Below are 17,973 nucleotides of genomic sequence, written 5' to 3' on the forward strand. Positions count from 1 at the left end.
CGTCGGCCAGCAGGCGAAACTGCTGGCCACCTCGCAGTTCTGATCAACCATCCCGATTAAAAAGAAACGCTGTTTTATAAAATCAGTGACCTGTGTTATCGGACTCTTTGTGCTATTGCCATTTCGCAAAAACCCCTGGCAGAAACAAAAAGGTTTCCCCTGCGGTTAGCTTTTACTGTGGCCCGGTAATGATACCCAATGTTTACGAAGCACTTTAGGGTAACAACACACAGGGTTATCCGAATCGTAATAAACCTGCCGCGCCGAAACTGGAACAGGGTGCAGCATTGAATTCGACACTGACAGAGGTTAAGGAAATGATTGTTTACCCGGTTAAACACAGTCCATTGTTGCGTCAACCAGAACATTTTATTGCCAGGGATGAATTAAAAACGCTCATTAAAAAGGTGACGCATAACCTGGTCAATATTCATGATGAAACGGGCGAGTTCTTGCTGCGGCTGGATGACGGACGTGTTATTGATACCAAAGGCTGGGCCGGATGGGAGTGGACGCACGGCGTTGGCCTATACGGAATGTATCAGTATTATCAGCAAACTGGCGATGCAACGATGCGCGATATCATCGACAGCTGGTTTACCGAACGCTTTGCGGAAGGCGCAACAACCAAAAACGTTAACACCATGGCCCCGTTTTTAACGCTGGCATATCGTTATGAAGAAACGCGTAATCCGGCGTACCTGCCGTGGCTTGACAGCTGGGCGGAGTGGGCAATGCATGATATGCCCCGCACCGAGTTTGGCGGTATGCAACACATCACGCTGGCAGAAGAAAATCATCAACAGATGTGGGATGACACGCTGATGATGACGGTGCTGCCGCTGGCGAAAATTGGCAAGTTGCTCAATCGTCCAGCGTATATCGAAGAGGCCACGTATCAGTTTCTGCTGCATGTACAAAATCTGATGGATAAGAAAACGGGGCTGTGGTTCCACGGCTGGAGCTATGTGGGACGGCATAACTTCGCAAACGCCCGTTGGGCGCGTGGTAATAGTTGGCTTACGATGGTGATCCCGGACTTCCTTGAACTTATCGATTTGCCGGCAAACAGTGCCGTTCACCGTTATCTGGTGCAGGTTCTCAATGCGCAAATTGCAGCTCTGGCGGAATGTCAGGATGAGAGCGGGTTGTGGCACACCTTACTGGACGATCCTCAGTCATATCTGGAAGCCTCCGCAACGGCTGGATTCGCTTACGGTATTCTCAAAGCGGTGCGTAAACGCTATGTCGGGCAGGAATATGCGGGGGTGGCGGAGAAAGCTATCAGAGGTATTGTGCAACACATTTCCCCTGAAGGGGAGTTGCTACAAACCTCGTTTGGCACCGGCATGGGGCACGATCTCGATTTCTACCACAACATCCCACTCACCTCTATGCCTTACGGGCAGGCAATGGCAATGCTGTGCCTTACCGAATACTTGCGTAAGTACTATTAATCGTGTCGTTCGCTGACGCCGTGCTGACCGGGCCTGGTTGTTCTGCGGCATCGGGTTGCCCGCTGTTGTCCTGCGGCGCAAACAGATGGTCCATGATTTGACGCATGACCGGCGCGGCGGTAACCCCGTCGCTGCCGCCGTTTTCCAGAATCAATGCGATGGCGACTTTTGGATTCTTATACGGCGCAAATGCGGTATAGAACACATGGTCACGCAGTCGTATGGGGATCATCTTCGCATTGTAAGTCTGGTTTTCTTTCAGACTAAAGACCTGTGATGTCCCACTTTTGGCTGCGATGCCATAAGGTGCCGTATGGAAAAATTTATACCCGGTACCGTTTGGTGCATTCGCCATGCCGAACATCGCCTGACGCACCAGTCCCCAATAGGGTGATGAAGCAGAAGCAATTTGTGTGGGTGCCTCCGGTGCCTGATAGTGAGTGATTGATTTGCCGCTTTCTTCATCCTGTAGCAGGTGAGGGGCAATAACTTTCCCGTTGTTAATCAGTGCGATCATCGCTTTTACCATCTGAATTGGCGTGGCAATCCAGTAGCCCTGGCCGATGCCGACCGAAATGGTATCTCCCTGGTACCAGGCTTTTTTATGCACCCGTTGTTTCCAGTCGCGGCTTGGCAGCAGGCCGTTGTACTCTTCATCAAGATCGATGCCGGTCGGTTTGCCGTAGCCAAACTGGCTAAGCATGCTGTTAATGCGGTCAATTCCCATCATATACGCCACCTGATAAAAGAACGTGTCGGCAGACTCTTCAATCGCTTTGGTGACATCCAGCATACCGTGGCCGGTTTTCTTCCAGTCCCGGTAATGTCGCTCGGTGCCGGGGAGCGTCCAGGTGGGCGCGCCGAAGAAGCTGGTCTGCGGCGTGATCACGCCGTCCAGTAACGCTGACATCGCCATGTACGGTTTTACCGTTGAGGCAGGAGGATATAACCCCTGGGTGACGCGGTTAATTAATGGCAGGTCTTTATCCTGCAACAGCGTGTTGTAATCCTGGTAGCTGATGCCTTTGACAAACGGGTTCGGATCGTAGCTGGGGTTTGAGACCATCGCCAGCACGGAGCCATCATGGGGATCTTCCACCAACACCGCGGCGCGTTGGCCCACCAGCAGGCTTTCAATGTATTCCTGCAAGTGTAAATCCAGCGTCAGATGGATATCTTTGCCGGCGACAGGGGGAACGTCTTTAATCAAACGTACAATACGCCCGTGATTATCAACTTCCACTTCCTGATAACCCGTTTTGCCGTGCAGATCATTCTCGTAGTAGTGCTCAATGCCCTGTTTACCGATGTTGTGATCGGCGGCGTAGTTCTCTGCCAGTCCTTTTTTATCCAGTGCTTTCAGATCGCTATCGTTGATTTTTGATACGTAGCCAAGTACATGTGCCAGTGCCGCCCCATAAGGATACTGGCGATCTTCGTAGCTATTGATGGTCACGCCGCTGAAATGGAACTGGTTCACAGAAAAACGGGCAATTTCTACATCGGTCAGCGCATTTTTAAGTACTACCGGTCGATAGCGGCTACTGGCCTTCAGTTCATGGCGAAACTGGTCAATATCATCTGGCGTGAGGTCAACAATCGGCGTGAGTTGTTTCAGCAGGGCGTCCATATCGCTGATTTTATAAGGCGTAACAGAAATGTCGTACCAGGTGACATTTCGTACCAGCGGGATACCGTTGCGATCATAAATGATACCGCGCGTTGGGGCGACGGGCAGCATTTTGATGTCGTTTGCATCCGATCGGGTGGTGTAATACTGGTGTTGACGGATTTGTAAGTTGTAGAGGTTATAAATCAGGATGCCAAAACAGATGACGACCAGGCCAAAGGCCACCATTACACGCCGCTGGAAAAGTTTTTCTTCCGCCTCAAAATCTCTGAATGTCATTGACCCGTACCCGATTAATTCGCCGCCTAATGATACGGAGGCGTAAACGGGATGACAGGCAAAAAATGTTCCATCCCTCTACGGAAATGTGTCATTCCTTGTGAGTTGTTACAAATTACAGTGAACGTAGTCGTTTCTCGTAGGCCGGATAAGGCGTTTATGCCGCCATCCGGCAAGGTGCGCCTGACCGCCTGATGGCGCTTCGCTTATCAGGCCTACGAGGGAGGTCATTCGGGAAAATAAAAAAGCCCGCGACATAGCGCAGGCTTTCACATCACTCGAGGTGATTACATGCGTTCTACGGTTTCGATACCCAGCGTATCCAGACCCAGCTTCAGGGTTTTCGCCGTCAGCTGTGCCAGTTTCAGGCGGCTGTTACGAATTTCTTCGTTTTCAGCGCTGAGGATCGGGCAGTGTTCGTAGAAGCCAGAGAACAGGCCGGCAACGTCGTACAGATAAGCGCACATCACGTGCGGTGTACCTTCACGTGCAACAACGGTCAGCGTTTCTTCAAACTGCAGCAGGCGGGCGGCCAACTGAGCTTCGCGATCTTCGTTAATAATCACCTGCGCATTTGCCAGCGCGCTTTCGTCGATATCCGCTTTACGGAATACGGACAGTACGCGGGTATAAGCATACTGCATGTACGGCGCGGTATTGCCTTCGAACGCCAGCATGTTGTCCCAGTCGAAGATATAGTCGGTGGTACGGTTTTTCGACAGATCCGCATATTTCACCGCGCCGATACCAACGGCATTCGCCAGTTTTTCCAGCTCATCAGCAGGCATGTCCGGGTTCTTTTCCGCAACCAGACGACGTGCGCGCTCCAGCGCTTCATCCAGCAGATCGGCCAGTTTTACCGTGCCGCCCGCACGCGTTTTGAACGGCTTACCGTCTTTACCCAGCATCATGCCGAACATATGGTGTTCCAGCGGTACGGAGTCCGGCACATAACCGGCTTTACGCACGATGGTCCAGGCCTGCATTAAATGCTGATGCTGACGGGAGTCGATGTAATAGAGGACGCGGTCGGCGTGCAGCGTTTCGTAACGATACTTCGCACAGGCGATATCGGTCGTGGTGTAGAGATAGCCGCCATCTTTCTTCTGAATGATAACGCCCATCGGTTCGCCTTCCTTGTTCTTATACTCATCAAGGAATACGACGGTAGCGCCTTCGCTTTCAACAGCCAGACCTTTGGCTTTGAGATCGGCCACAATGCCAGGCAGCATCGGGTTGTACAGGCTTTCGCCCATCACGTCGTCACGGGTCAGAGTCACGTTCAGACGGTCATAGGTTAACTGGTTCTGCGACATAGTGATGTCGACGAGCTTGCGCCACATCTCGCGGAAATATTCGTCGCCGCCCTGCAGTTTCACCACATAGCTACGGGCGCGCTCGGCGAAGGCTTCATCTTCGTCGTAATGTTTTTTCGCATCACGGTAGAAACCTTCCAGATCGGCCAGCGCCATCTCACCGGCATTTTCCTGCTGCTGTTTTTCCAGCCATGCGATGAGCATACCGAACTGAGTGCCCCAGTCGCCGACGTGGTTAGCGCGGATAACATTGTGACCAAGGAACTCCAGCGTACGTACCGCAGCGTCGCCGATGATGGTGGAGCGCAGGTGACCCACGTGCATTTCTTTCGCGACGTTAGGTGCGGAGTAGTCAACCACAACGGTTTGTTTAGCCGGTTGGGTAACGCCCAGACGATCGGAGGTCAGCGCCTGCTGAACATGCTGCGCCAGAAATGCCGGATCGAGAAAAATGTTAATAAAGCCCGGGCCCGCAATTTCAACTTTGCTGGCGATCCCGTTGAGATCCAGATGAGTCAGCACCTGCTCAGCCAGTTGTCGCGGCGCCATACCCAGTTTTTTCGCGACAGCCATCATGCCGTTAGCCTGATAGTCGCCGAACTGTACTTTTGCTGACTGACGAACCTGCGGTTCGCAATCTGCAGGCGCGCCTGCAGCAATCATGGCCTGACTGACTTTTTCTGAGAGAAGAGCCTGAATATTCACCGGAATACCTTACATTTATGAAGCGGCTTAAAATTGACCGCACCAGTTTAAGAATTAAGGGCGGGAGTATACTGCAAATGCCCGTTGCCGTCAGCATTGCGAGTACCGCCAGCAGCCTGAAATATAAACATTGTTATTACGTATAATTATTCATATCGCGCTTAAGAAAATCAGCAGTTGGTTGGGGCTGCGCAACAGGGTAAATTAGCCGCTTTGAACATGGATATGAGCTTTCATTATGGCGAACTGGCAAACAGTTGCAGAACTGCATGATATTTCCGCAGATTTACCGCATTTCATTCAGGCGTTAACGGATCTTTCCACTCGCCTTGGGCTGGATGTCTCATCGCTTGAAGCCGATCACATTTCTCTGCGCTGTCATCAAAATACCACCGCAGAGCGCTGGCGTCGGGGATTTGAACAGTGTGGCGAACTGTTGTCAGAAAATATCATTAATGGCCGACCGATTTGCCTGTTCAAGCTTGATGAACCCGTTTGTGTGCAACACTGGCAATTTACCATCGTAGAGCTGCCATGGCCGGGCGAAAAACGCTATCCGCATGAAGGCTGGGAGCATGTTGAAATAGTTCTGCCGGGTGACGTGGAGACGTTGAATGCGCGAGCGCTGGCGCTGCTTTCTGATGAAGGATTGAGTCAGCCGGGGATTTTCGTGAAAACCAGCTCGCCAAAAGGAGAGCGTGAGCGTTTACCGAATCCGACACTGGCGGTCAGTGATGGCAGCGTCACCCTCAAATTTCATCCGTGGTCAATTGAAGCGATTGTCGCAAGCGAGCAACAGGAGTAAATATGACATTGCTGGAAATTTGCTGTTACAGCATGGAGTGCGCGCGCACGGCGCAGCAAAACGGCGCGGATCGTATTGAACTGTGCTCGGCGCCCAAAGAAGGAGGCTTAACGCCGTCGCTGGGGGTGTTGCGCTCTGTACGCCAGCATGTCTCTATTCCCGTTAATCCCATTATCCGTCCGCGTGGGGGCGATTTTTGTTACACCGACGGTGAATTTGCCGCGATGCTTGATGATATCGCGATGGTCAGAGATTTAGGTTTTTCAGGGCTGGTGACCGGCATTCTCGATGTGGACGGGAATGTCGATATGCCACGTATGGAAAAAATAATGGTTGCTGCGGGCCCGCTAAATGTCACGTTTCATCGTGCCTTCGATATGTGCGCCAACCCATTAAATGCGCTGAATAAATTGTCCGATTTAGGTGTCGCCAGAGTACTAACTTCCGGGCAAAAATCAGATGCAGCGCAAGGTTTAACAAAAATAATGGAACTTATTGAGCAGGTGGATGCTCCAATCATTATGGCCGGAGCGGGGGTTCGCGCCGCGAATTTATCCCTGTTCCTCAACGCTGGAGTGCAGGAAGTCCACAGTTCTGCCGGAGTATGGCTGGCTTCACCCATGCGGTATCGCAATTCGGGGTTGTCGATGTCTTCGGATACGCAGGCGGATGAATATTCCCGCTATGCGGTTGACGGGGCGGCGGTTGCTGAAATGAAAGCAATCATTGCGCACCACCAGGCCAGCTGATTTTTACCGTTGCATCATGTCGCCCAATATGATGCTTGCTCGTACCAGGCCCCTGCCAATTCAACAGGGGCCTTTTTTTCTCCTTCATATTTCAAGCCGCAGCAGCGTTGGCCGCCTTGCTCACCCCGGTCACGTAGTTATCTACGCTCCCGGGGATTTGCTGCGTTGCCGCCTTGCTGCAACTTGAACTATTTTGGAGAAACGGTGCTCCGGCAATCCATTACGGTTTACGTGCAATCAATACCGCGCGCAGTGGGGCGGGGTAGCCTTCCACCGTCTTGCTGTGGTCGTTCGGGTCAAGGAAGTCGGCCAGCGATTCGGTTATCATCCATTCGGTGCGACGTTGTTCTTCGGTAGTGGTCACACACACGTCGGCGATACGAACATCGACAAATCCGCATTTTTCCAGCCAGTTTTTAAGCGCCAGTGCGGATGGAATAAAGTAGACGTTACGCATTTGCGCGTAGCGATCGCCTGGTACCAGAACGGTATTTTCATCACCTTCGACCACCAGCGTTTCCAGCACCAGCTCTCCGTCTTTTACCAGTTGATCTTTCAACTGCCAGAGATGTTCCAGCGGTGAGCGGCGGTGATAAAGCACGCCCATAGAGAATACGGTATCAAAGGCGTTGAGCGCCGGAAGCTGCTCAATACCCAGCGGCAGCAGATGCGCGCGCTGATCGTTACCCAGCAGTTTACGTACCGCTTCAAACTGACACAGGAACAGCTGCGTAGGATCAATGCCAACCGCCAGATGCGCCCCCGCGCCAATCATGCGCCACATGTGATATCCGCTGCCGCAGCCAACATCAAGAATGGTACGTCCGGTGAGGTCAGACAAATGCGGCAGAACGCGATCCCACTTCCAGTCGGAACGCCATTCGGTATCAATATTGACGCCGTACAGCGAATATGGACCTTTGCGCCATGGCATGAGATGACGCATCAGCGTATCAATCCGTTTGATCTGCCCTTCGCTGAGCGGCGCCTCGCTTTCGGCAGTCACGCTATGCAGTAAATCCAGACGATGTGGCGTCAGTTCCGGTAGAAACTCCACGGCATTCGACCACTGCTTAAACAAGCCGTGTTGATCGCGCTGCCAGGTCGCGATTTGCGCTGGCAGCGTTTCCAGCCAATGGGAAAGATGATTTTTGGCAATCAGCTGATAAAAGTTACCAAAGTCGATCATGCGCTAGCCTCAGCTTTCAATGCCACCAGAGAACCAAAGTTGAAGCACTGGAACCATAATTCGCTGTGCTCAAAACCTGCCTGGTGCAGACGTGCTTTGTGCGTTTCAACAGAGTCAGTTAGCATCACATTTTCCAGCATGCTGCGCTTCTGGCTGATTTCCAGTTCGCTGTAGCCATTGGCGCGTTTGAAGTCGTGGTGCATGTTGAACAGCAGCTCGCCAACGTTAGCGTCTTCGAAACTGAATTTTTCAGACAGCACCAGCGCACCACCGGGATTCAGCCCCAGATAAATCTTATCCAACAACGCCTGGCGCTCAGGTGGCTCAAGGAATTGCAGGGTAAAATTCAGCACCACCATCGAGGCGTTTTCGATAGTTATGTTGCGAATATCGCCTTCGACCACGTCAACAGGCGTGGGGGCTTTATAGGCATCGATATGACGACGACAGCGCTCAACCATGGCCGGGGAGTTATCGACGGCAATAATTTTGCAATTCTCATGATGGATATTGCGACGTACCGAGAGCGTCGCCGCGCCCAGAGAACAGCCCAGATCGTAGACCTGCGTGTTGGGTTGCACGAAACGTTCGGCCAGCATGCCAATCATCGAAATGATATTGGAATAACCAGGAACGGAACGCTGGATCATATCCGGGAAGACTTCAGCTACCCGTTCATCAAAGGTCCAGTCACCCAGACTGGCGATAGGCGCAGAAAAAAGCGTGTCGCGGTGAGACATAACGTAAAAATCCGGGAAAAATAAAGTGGCGTATTGTGCGCTAATGCAGGGAGAAAACCAACTCCCAGGGCATATACCAAAGATTCGCCAGCACCATTAGCAACAGTGAACACCAGGTGGCGCTCATGCCGGAACGGCGCCAGCGGAAAAGACGGTGGTGGAATCCGTAATAATGCATCAGTCGCCCGGCAATCAACATCAGCCCGCAAAGATGCACCATCCACGTTTCTGCGCCGTTCATTTCCATAAATAACAGCAGCACTAATGCAACGGGAATATATTCCACCGCATTACCGTGAATGCGGATAGCGCTTTGCAGCTCGCTAAAGCCGCCATCACCATAGGCAACGCGATATTGCATGCGCAGGCGAACGACGTCAAAGGAGAACTTTATTAACAATAACGCACCCAGGACGGCATAAAGCGCGCTTACCATACAAACTCCCTTTTAAAATGGCTGCTGGCATTGACTATGATAGGTGGCATTTTCAGAAAAGAGAAGATTGCTGTGGAATCGACGGTGCTGATCCGATCTCTGGCAGGGCACTACGTAAATCTGCCCATAGCGTGTCTACCAGCTCAGGAGCCTGTGCGATATCCGGCGTGTGCAAAAACAGGTATGGCGTGCTGGTCTGTTGCCAGAGTGGCAACTTTGCCAGCCAGGCGGCGAAAAATGCCCGGTTCTGAGCCATATCATCGCTACCGATAAAACGGACCATCGGGTGGGTTGCTGTCACCACCGCATGCACCGGGACCTTAGGTTTCTTACGTTGAGCATCGCGTATCGCTTCCGTGTGTGGGATCGCGGCATGGACCGGACGGCTGTCTAAAATGACCCGATTAATTCCGCGTTCATGCAGACCCCGATTGAGCCGGATCTCTGATTCACCTTTCGCAAAGAAATCCGGATGACGAACCTCGACACCGTAGGTAAACGTTTTAGGGAGGGCATCGAGGAATTGCCACAGGGCAGGGAGGTCACGCGGGCCGAACGTGGCAGGTAGCTGCAACCAGTATTGTCCGATACGGGCATCCAGTGGCGACATGCGCGCGAAAAATTCCTGTACCAGGTCATCACAATTACGCAGCGCAGCCTGATGTGAAATGGTGGCCGGAAACTTAAAACAAAATCGAAACGCATCGGTGGTCTGTGCATGCCAGCGCGCAACAATCTCGGCTTTTGGCAGTGCGTACAGCGTGGTGTTGCCTTCCACACAGTTAAAGTGGCGGGCATATTCTTCCAGACTGGTGATCCCCAGACGCACCCACTTTGGGTGCGACCACTGGGGTAAGCCGATATAGATCATAACGCTTGCAGGATCTCGTCCACGCGGCGTACGCGGGCAATACGTGGGAAAATATGCGTCATGCTGCCCTTATGCTGGTCGGTGCTGGCGGCACTGCAGGCGTCTTCAGCAACGATCAGGCTAAAACCCAACTCCCAGGCGTTACGCGCGGTGGATTCGACGCCGATATTGGTGGAGATACCGCACAGGACGATGGTGTCGATACCACGACGGCGCAATTGCAGTTCCAGGTCAGTACCGTAGAATGCTCCCCACTGGCGCTTGGTGACCTCCAGGTCTGTCGCACACTTTCCCAGCGCTTGTGGGTATTCCCACCAGTTGTCGGGTAATGCTTTGGCTGGCGCTTGGGCATCAACCGGTTGTTTTAGCGCGTCGGCATAATCCGCAGACCAGCCGACGCGAACCATCACCACTGGTGAACCGTTAGTACGGAATTTTTCCGCCAGTTGTGCCGCGCGGGCGACGACGTCGTTTGCCGAATGAGGCCCACCCGCGAAAGGCAGGATCCCTTCCTGTAGATCGATGACGACAAGAGCGGTGGTTTTTGCGTTCAGTTCCAGCATGGTGACTCCAGTAAAAAAAGATTTCCGTTACACCTTAATCGCGAATCTGTGTGAAAGGGGTGACAATTTTTGTTATTTTTTGTGAGATTACGCAATACCCGCTTAGGAAACACGCGTACAGTCAGTACCGGACTGAGAGTCTATCCCAGTAGGCTCTTATCGTGCGGCAGAATTTCCAGTATAATAGCCGCCTTTTTTCATTCAGTTGTGACATTCAGCTAAAGCTGCGACTTCGTCATCTGCCGGGCAGATGACAATCCGCCTGCGGCAAAGTTAAGGGATATCTCATGCGTACAGAATATTGCGGACAGCTACGTCTGTCCCACGAGGGGCAGCAGGTGACTCTGTGTGGTTGGGTCAACCGTCGTCGTGATCTTGGTAGCCTGATCTTTATCGATATGCGCGACCGCGAAGGTATCGTGCAGGTATTTTTCGATCCGGACCGTGCGGACGCGTTAAAGCTGGCCTCCGAACTGCGTAATGAGTTCTGCATTCAGGTAACGGGCACCGTGCGTGCGCGTGACGCGAAAAACGTCAACGCTGATATGGCGACTGGCGAAATTGAAGTGCTGGCCTCCGATCTGGTCATTATCAACCGTTCAGATTCACTGCCGCTCGACTCTAACCACGTAAATACTGAAGAAGCTCGTCTGAAGTACCGCTACCTCGATCTGCGTCGCCCTGAAATGGCGCAGCGCCTGAAAACGCGTGCCAAAATTACCAGCCTGGTGCGTCGTTTCATGGACGACCATGGCTTCCTCGACATCGAAACGCCGATGCTGACGAAAGCGACGCCAGAAGGTGCGCGTGACTACCTGGTACCGTCTCGCGTACATAAAGGTAAATTCTACGCGCTGCCACAGTCTCCTCAGTTGTTCAAACAGCTGCTGATGATGTCTGGCTTCGACCGCTACTACCAGATTGTAAAATGCTTCCGTGACGAAGACTTACGTGCTGACCGCCAGCCTGAATTTACTCAGATCGATGTTGAGACCTCCTTCATGACCGCACCGCAAGTGCGTGAAGTGATGGAAGCGCTGGTGCGTAATCTGTGGCTGGAAGTAAAAGGTGTGGACCTGGGCGATTTCCCGATCATGACCTTTGCTGAAGCTGAACGTCGTTACGGTTCCGATAAGCCGGATCTGCGTAACCCGATGGAGCTGGTGGACGTTGCTGATTTGCTGAAATCTGTTGAATTCGCCGTGTTCTCTGGTCCGGCTAACGATGCGAAAGGGCGTGTAGCGGCTCTGCGCGTACCTGGCGGCGCTGCACTTAGCCGTAAGCAGATCGACGATTACGGTAACTTCATTAAGATCTACGGCGCGAAAGGTTTGGCATACATTAAAGTCACCGAGCGTGCGAAAGGTCTGGAAGGGGTAGCCAGCCCGGTGGCCAAGTTCCTGAATGCTGAAATCATTGAAGCCATTCTGGAACGTACTGGCGCGCAAGACGGTGATATGATCTTCTTCGGCGCCGACAACAAGAAAGTGGTTGCCGACGCGATGGGGGCTCTGCGCCTGAAACTGGGTAAAGACCTGAACCTGACCGACGAATCCAAATGGGCGCCGTTGTGGGTTATCGACTTCCCAATGTTTGAAGACGATGGTGAAGGCGGTCTGACCGCGATGCACCACCCGTTCACCTCGCCGAAAGACATGACGGCAGCTGAGCTGAAAGCTGCGCCGGAAGATGCGGTTGCCAATGCGTACGATATGGTTATCAACGGCTACGAAGTAGGCGGCGGTTCTGTACGTATCCATAACGGTGATATGCAGCAGACCGTATTCGGTATTCTGGGTATCAACGAACAAGAGCAGCGCGAGAAATTCGGCTTCCTGTTGGATGCGTTAAAATACGGTACACCGCCGCACGCGGGCCTGGCGTTTGGTCTGGATCGTCTGACCATGCTGCTGACCGGTACTGATAACATCCGTGACGTTATTGCTTTCCCGAAAACGACGGCTGCCGCGTGTCTGATGACCGAAGCGCCGAGCCTGGCCAATGAAGCTGCGCTGGCGGAACTGAGCATTCAGGTTGTTAAGAAGGCCGAGAATAACTGATATGGCATATAAACAGCCTGTCTCGGTGTTAGTCGTGATTTATGCAAAGGACACCGGGAGAGTGCTGATGTTACAGCGACGCGACGATCCTGATTTTTGGCAGTCGGTCACCGGCAGCCTTGAAGAAGGTGAAACCGCGTCGCAAGCCGCCCTGCGCGAAGTAAAGGAAGAGGTCGCCATTGATGTTGCGCGTGAGCAACTGACCTTAATTGACTGCCAGCGCACGGTGGAGTTTGAGATTTTTAGTCATTTACGTCATCGCTATGCGCCAGGAATTGTACGTAATACCGAGTCCTGGTTTTGCCTGGCACTGCCCACTGAACGAGAGATCGTGTTCACCGAACATTTGACCTACCGTTGGGTTAATGCGCATGAGGCGGCACAGTTAACCAAGTCGTGGAGTAACCGGCAGGCGATTGAAGAGTTTGTAATTAACGTCGCCTGAGAAGGCGCGCTTTTTGGAGAGATTATTTATGGCAGGTCATAGTAAATGGGCCAACACCAGACATCGTAAAGCAGCGCAGGATGCTAAGCGCGGTAAGATCTTCACCAAAATCATTCGTGAGCTGGTGACGGCGGCTAAATTGGGTGGTGGCGATCCAGATGCTAACCCGCGTCTGCGCGCAGCGGTTGATAAAGCGCTGGCAAACAACATGACACGTGACACTCTGAACCGTGCAATCGCGCGCGGTGTGGGTGGTGATGAAGATTCCAATATGGAAACCATCATCTATGAAGGTTACGGTCCTGGCGGTACAGCCGTTATGATTGAATGTCTGTCTGACAACCGTAACCGTACCGTTGCGGAAGTGCGCCACGCATTCACTAAAACAGGCGGCAACCTCGGTACCGACGGTTCTGTTGCATACCTGTTCAGCAAGAAAGGCGTGATCTCCTTTGAGCAAGGCGACGAAGACGCCATCATGGAAGCGGCACTGGAAGCCGGTGCTGAAGACGTTGTAACCTTCGACGACGGCGCGATTGACGTTTACACCGCGTGGGAAGAGATGGGTAAAGTTCGTGATGCACTGGAAGCGGCAGGTCTGAAAGCGGACGCGGCTGAAGTTTCTATGATCCCATCCACCAAAGCGGATATGGATGCAGAAACAGCGCCGAAACTGATGCGTCTGATCGATATGCTGGAAGATTGCGATGACGTGCAGGAAGTTTACCACAACGGCGAAATCTCCGATGAGGTTGCAGCTACGTTAGAATGATGTGGTTAAGCCATAAAATAACAGGAGATGCGTGATGTCTATCATTCTCGGCATTGATCCGGGGTCGCGCATTACCGGTTATGGCGTAATCCGTCAGGTCGGCAGACAGTTGACCTACCTCGGCAGTGGTTGTATTCGCACCAAAGTTGACGATCTCCCGTCACGCCTTAAATTGATATACGCGGGGGTGACGGAAATCATCACCCAGTTCCAGCCGGATTATTTTGCCATCGAGCAGGTCTTTATGGCGAAAAACGCCGATTCGGCGCTTAAGCTGGGGCAGGCGCGCGGCGTGGCGATTGTTGCTGCGACCAATCAGGATCTTCCGGTGTTTGAGTATGCTGCCCGACAGGTTAAACAAACCGTCGTCGGTATCGGCAGCGCGGAAAAAAGCCAGGTACAACACATGGTGCGTACGCTGCTCAAACTCCCGGCTAACCCTCAGGCGGATGCTGCGGATGCGCTGGCGATTGCCATTACCCACTGCCATGTCAGCCAGAACGCCATGCAAATGAGTGAGTCGAGGTTGAATTTAGCGCGCGGTAGGTTACGTTAGTGACAAATGAGGCTGGATATCTATCCAGCCTTTTTTTATGATAGCGCATTACCTTTTAGCCCTTAACGCAGGAGCGTCATGTGATAGGCAGACTCAGAGGCATCATTCTTGAAAAACAACCCCCACTGGTCCTTCTGGAAACGGGCGGGGTAGGCTATGAAGTGCATATGCCGATGACCTGTTTCTACGAGCTGCCGGAAGCCGGGCAGGAAGCGATCATCTTCACGCATTTTGTGGTGCGCGAAGACGCACAGCTGCTGTATGGCTTTAACAATAAGCAAGAGCGCACGCTGTTTAAAGAGCTAATTAAAACCAACGGTGTAGGGCCGAAGCTGGCGCTGGCGATCCTCTCCGGTATGTCTGCGCAGCAATTTGTCAATGCCGTTGAGCGCGAAGAGCTTGGCGCACTGGTGAAATTACCGGGCATCGGTAAGAAAACGGCAGAGCGATTGATCGTCGAAATGAAAGACCGCTTTAAAGGACTGCATGGCGATCTCTTTACCCCGGCGGCAGATCTGGTTCTGACCTCGCCGGCAAGTCCGGCAACGGACGATGCCGAGCAGGAAGCGGTTGCTGCGCTGGTGGCGTTGGGCTATAAACCACAGGAAGCCAGCCGCATGGTGAGCAAAATTGCCCGCCCTGATGCCAGCAGTGAAACCCTGATTCGTGAAGCGCTTCGCGCGGCGCTGTGAGGTAGAGGATGATTGAAGCAGACCGTCTGATTTCGGCTGTCAGCACGACCCCTGAAGATCTGGTGGATCGTGCGATCCGCCCTAAATTGCTGGAAGAGTACATTGGTCAGCCGCAGGTGCGTTCGCAAATGGAGATTTTTATCCAGGCGGCGAAGCTGCGCGGTGACGCGCTCGACCATCTGCTGATTTTCGGTCCTCCGGGTCTCGGTAAAACCACGCTTGCCAATATTGTTGCCAATGAAATGGGCGTTAATCTGCGTACTACGTCCGGTCCGGTACTGGAAAAAGCAGGCGACCTGGCGGCAATGCTCACCAACCTTGAACCACACGATGTGTTGTTTATCGATGAAATCCATCGTCTGTCACCGGTCGTGGAAGAAGTGTTGTATCCGGCAATGGAAGACTATCAGCTGGATATCATGATTGGCGAAGGCCCGGCAGCACGTTCAATTAAAATCGATCTGCCGCCGTTTACGCTAATCGGCGCAACAACCCGCGCGGGGTCATTAACGTCTCCACTGCGCGATCGCTTTGGTATTGTACAGCGCCTGGAGTTCTATCAGGTGGCTGACCTGCAGCATATTGTTGGACGCAGTGCCCGCTTTATGGGGCTGGAGATGAGTGACGAAGGCGCGCTGGAAGTGGCGCGGCGGGCACGTGGTACGCCGCGTATTGCCAACCGTTTATTGCGTCGGGTACGCGATTTTGCCGAAGTGAAGCATGACGGCACCATCTCGGCGGATATCGCCGCCCAGGCACTGGATATGCTCAATGTGGATGCGGAAGGCTTCGATTATATGGACCGTAAGCTGCTGCTGGCGGTTATCGATAAATTCTTCGGTGGTCCGGTAGGACTGGATAACCTGGCGGCGGCAATCGGCGAAGAACGTGAAACCATTGAGGACGTGCTGGAACCGTATCTGATTCAGCAAGGTTTTCTGCAGCGTACGCCGCGCGGAAGAATGGCAACGGTACGGGCCTGGAACCATTTCGGGATCACACCGCCGGCAATGCCTTAAGCCCCAATAATGCCGGATGGCGCTACGCTAATCAGGCCTACGGTATGATGTAGGCCGGATTAGGTGAAACCGCCATCCGGCGAAATACCACTCAGCTCGCTTGCTTCTTCATCATACTGAAGATAAACAGCAGTGCAGCACAAAGCACCACGGATGGTCCTGCTGGCGTATCATAGAACGCTGAGAAGGTCAGCCCGCCTGTAACCGCTATCATCCCAACGCCCACGGCAACACCGGCCATCTGTTCGGGTGTCCGGGCGAAACGACGTGCGGTAGCCGCAGGAATTATCAGCAGTGAGGTGATAATCAGTGCCCCGACGAATTTCATCGCCACACCAATAGTGAGTGCTGTGACCAGCATCAGCAATAGCTTGACACGTTGCAGCTTCACGCCATCGACAAAGGCCAGATCCGGGCTGATAGTCATCGACAGCAGGTTACGCCACTGCCAGAACAAAATCGCCAGAACGATAACCACGCCAATGGCAATGGCCACCAGATCTTCTGGGGTGACGGCGAGCAGATCGCCAAACAGATAGGCCATCAGATCCACACGAATATTCGACATCAGGCTGACAACAACCAGCCCTAATGACAGCGCACTGTGCGCCATAATACCGAGCAGGGTATCAATCGCGAGATGCGGGCGTTTCTCCAGCCATACAAGGCCTGCGGCCAGCAACAGGGTGACGGCGATAACCGCATAGAAAGGGTTTACATCCAGCAGCAGGCCAAAGGCGACCCCCAACAGCGACGCATGAGCCAGCGTATCGCCGAAATAAGACATTCGACGCCAGACTACAAACGAGCCAAGCGGGCCAGCAGCACAGGCCAGCATGATCCCGGCTAACCAACCGGGTAATAATAATTCAATCATGAGTGACCATTTCCCCGGCGTAAAACAATGCGACCCTGTAAATCGTGGCGATGATTATGGTTGTGACGGTAAATTCCGAGTTGTTCAGCGCCGCGTTGCCCGAACATAGAAATGAATTCAGGGTGCATAGAAACCACCTCTGGCGTGCCGGAGCAGCAAATGTGGTGGTTCAGACACAAGACTTCGTCGGTTTTTGCCATGACCAGATGCAGGTCATGGGATACCATCAGCACGGCGCAATCCAGCTCACGTCGCAACTGATCGATAAGATCGTACAGTGCAACCTGACCATTCACATCCACGCCCTGAGTCGGTTCATCGAGCACCAGGAGCTGCGGTTTATTTAGCAACGCACGGGCCAGCAAGACACGCTGTGTTTCCCCGCCGGACAGTTTTTGCATCGGCGCATCCATCAGATGCCCGGCCTGAACACGCTTCAGCGCAGGGAGAATGTCGGTTTTCTTTGTGCCAGGACGTAAGCGCAAAAAGCGACTCACCGTCAGCGGAAGTGTTGTATCGAGGTAGAGTTTTTGCGGTACATAGCCAATCCGCAAATGCCCGTTGCGCTTGATAACCCCTTCATCAGCCGCTACCAGCCCCAATACAACGCGCACCAGCGTAGACTTTCCGGCCCCATTCGGGCCAAGAAGCGTTAAAATTTTGCCGGGTCGAAGTTCAAGCGATACGTCAGAAAGGACGCGGCGTTGACCATAAGAGACCGAGACATTTTCCAGTGAAACCAAAGTCGTCATATCAATTTTAGTCTTGCAGAAGTTATGGAATGTTATAATATCACATTTCTCACATTCGTT

At 52.9% G+C, this 17,973-nt stretch carries 18 protein-coding genes; 9 read left to right on the forward strand and 9 right to left on the reverse strand.

Going from position 1 to position 17,973, the window contains the following annotated elements; all coding sequences use genetic code 11:
- Positions 1–317 precede the first annotated feature (317 nt).
- Positions 318–1,457 carry a beta-galactosidase BglB gene (gene bglB / locus OGY19_RS05770; RefSeq protein WP_115601833.1) on the forward strand — a complete coding sequence of 380 codons (1,140 nt, stop codon included), beginning with the start codon at positions 318–320 and terminating at the stop codon, positions 1,455–1,457.
- On the opposite strand, the gene mrdA2 is transcribed toward bglB, so the two are convergent.
- Positions 1,429–3,366 (reverse strand): peptidoglycan DD-transpeptidase MrdA2, encoded by a 1,938-nt coding sequence (mrdA2, locus tag OGY19_RS05775; protein ID WP_286596264.1) that lies wholly within the window; start codon positions 3,364–3,366, stop codon positions 1,429–1,431. The two genes, bglB and mrdA2, sit on opposite strands and share 29 nt — an antisense overlap.
- A 287-nt stretch (positions 3,367–3,653) precedes the next feature.
- Positions 3,654–5,387 (reverse strand): arginine--tRNA ligase, encoded by a 1,734-nt coding sequence (gene argS, locus OGY19_RS05780; protein ID WP_101742217.1) that lies wholly within the window; start codon positions 5,385–5,387, stop codon positions 3,654–3,656.
- A 238-nt stretch (positions 5,388–5,625) separates the two neighbouring features.
- Between argS and OGY19_RS05785 the strand changes: the two genes are divergently transcribed.
- Both OGY19_RS05785 and cutC read left to right on the forward strand, forming a co-directional pair.
- A complete protein-coding gene (locus OGY19_RS05785; RefSeq protein ID WP_048211361.1) occupies positions 5,626–6,192 on the forward strand; it encodes a VOC family protein in 567 nt (188 codons plus the stop codon).
- A gap of 2 nt (positions 6,193–6,194) precedes the next feature.
- Positions 6,195–6,941 carry a copper homeostasis protein CutC gene (cutC, locus tag OGY19_RS05790; protein WP_048211362.1) on the forward strand — a complete coding sequence of 249 codons (747 nt, stop codon included), beginning with the start codon at positions 6,195–6,197 and terminating at the stop codon, positions 6,939–6,941.
- Positions 6,942–7,161: 220 nt separating this feature from the next.
- Here the strand turns inward: cutC and cmoB are convergent, their stop codons facing one another.
- Genes cmoB through OGY19_RS05815 form a run of 5 tightly spaced genes read right to left on the reverse strand, consistent with a single transcriptional unit; the run spans position 7,162 to position 10,740 of the window.
- Positions 7,162–8,130, reverse strand: coding sequence for a tRNA 5-methoxyuridine(34)/uridine 5-oxyacetic acid(34) synthase CmoB (cmoB, locus tag OGY19_RS05795; RefSeq protein WP_115601835.1), 969 nt, complete (start codon positions 8,128–8,130; stop codon positions 7,162–7,164).
- A complete protein-coding gene (gene cmoA, locus OGY19_RS05800; protein ID WP_115601836.1) occupies positions 8,127–8,870 on the reverse strand; it encodes a carboxy-S-adenosyl-L-methionine synthase CmoA in 744 nt (247 codons plus the stop codon). Before cmoA ends, cmoB begins: the two co-directional genes overlap by 4 nt.
- Before the next feature lie 40 nt (positions 8,871–8,910).
- The gene (locus OGY19_RS05805; protein ID WP_003034689.1) at positions 8,911–9,306 is read right to left on the reverse strand and encodes an MAPEG family protein; all 396 of its coding nucleotides are present in this window, start codon (positions 9,304–9,306) and stop codon (positions 8,911–8,913) included.
- Positions 9,307–9,358: 52 nt separating this feature from the next.
- The gene (locus OGY19_RS05810; protein WP_048211365.1) at positions 9,359–10,177 is read right to left on the reverse strand and encodes a DUF72 domain-containing protein; all 819 of its coding nucleotides are present in this window, start codon (positions 10,175–10,177) and stop codon (positions 9,359–9,361) included.
- Complete coding sequence (locus tag OGY19_RS05815) at positions 10,174–10,740, reverse strand: hydrolase (protein ID WP_061068080.1); 567 nt, start codon at positions 10,738–10,740, stop codon at positions 10,174–10,176. Before OGY19_RS05815 ends, OGY19_RS05810 begins: the two co-directional genes overlap by 4 nt.
- 287 nt (positions 10,741–11,027) lie before the next feature.
- Here OGY19_RS05815 and aspS point away from each other — a divergent pair, with 287 nt between their 5' ends.
- The 6 genes from aspS (at position 11,028) to ruvB (ending at position 16,284) form a co-directional block, all read left to right on the forward strand.
- Positions 11,028–12,800, forward strand: coding sequence for an aspartate--tRNA ligase (aspS, locus tag OGY19_RS05820; RefSeq protein WP_115601873.1), 1,773 nt, complete (start codon positions 11,028–11,030; stop codon positions 12,798–12,800).
- 1 nt (position 12,801) lies between these two features.
- The gene (gene nudB / locus OGY19_RS05825; protein ID WP_040232398.1) at positions 12,802–13,245 is read left to right on the forward strand and encodes a dihydroneopterin triphosphate diphosphatase; all 444 of its coding nucleotides are present in this window, start codon (positions 12,802–12,804) and stop codon (positions 13,243–13,245) included.
- A 28-nt stretch (positions 13,246–13,273) separates the two neighbouring features.
- Positions 13,274–14,017 carry a YebC/PmpR family DNA-binding transcriptional regulator gene (locus tag OGY19_RS05830; RefSeq protein ID WP_003833836.1) on the forward strand — a complete coding sequence of 248 codons (744 nt, stop codon included), beginning with the start codon at positions 13,274–13,276 and terminating at the stop codon, positions 14,015–14,017.
- Between the two features lie 34 nt (positions 14,018–14,051).
- Positions 14,052–14,573 carry a crossover junction endodeoxyribonuclease RuvC gene (ruvC, locus tag OGY19_RS05835; RefSeq protein ID WP_003034867.1) on the forward strand — a complete coding sequence of 174 codons (522 nt, stop codon included), beginning with the start codon at positions 14,052–14,054 and terminating at the stop codon, positions 14,571–14,573.
- 80 nt (positions 14,574–14,653) lie between these two features.
- Positions 14,654–15,265 (forward strand): Holliday junction branch migration protein RuvA, encoded by a 612-nt coding sequence (gene ruvA, locus OGY19_RS05840; RefSeq protein ID WP_016153412.1) that lies wholly within the window; start codon positions 14,654–14,656, stop codon positions 15,263–15,265.
- A gap of 8 nt (positions 15,266–15,273) precedes the next feature.
- Complete coding sequence (gene ruvB / locus OGY19_RS05845; protein ID WP_048211369.1) at positions 15,274–16,284, forward strand: Holliday junction branch migration DNA helicase RuvB; 1,011 nt, start codon at positions 15,274–15,276, stop codon at positions 16,282–16,284.
- A 91-nt stretch (positions 16,285–16,375) separates the two neighbouring features.
- Here the strand turns inward: ruvB and znuB are convergent, their stop codons facing one another.
- Both znuB and znuC read right to left on the reverse strand, forming a co-directional pair.
- Complete coding sequence (znuB, locus tag OGY19_RS05850) at positions 16,376–17,161, reverse strand: zinc ABC transporter permease subunit ZnuB (RefSeq protein ID WP_048211370.1); 786 nt, start codon at positions 17,159–17,161, stop codon at positions 16,376–16,378.
- Positions 17,158–17,913 carry a zinc ABC transporter ATP-binding protein ZnuC gene (znuC, locus tag OGY19_RS05855; RefSeq protein ID WP_048211371.1) on the reverse strand — a complete coding sequence of 252 codons (756 nt, stop codon included), beginning with the start codon at positions 17,911–17,913 and terminating at the stop codon, positions 17,158–17,160. Before znuC ends, znuB begins: the two co-directional genes overlap by 4 nt.
- Positions 17,914–17,973: the final 60 nt, after the last annotated feature.

The sequence above is a fragment of the Citrobacter sp. Cy070 genome, from assembly GCF_030332245.1.
Lineage (GTDB): Bacteria > Pseudomonadota > Gammaproteobacteria > Enterobacterales > Enterobacteriaceae > Citrobacter > Citrobacter youngae.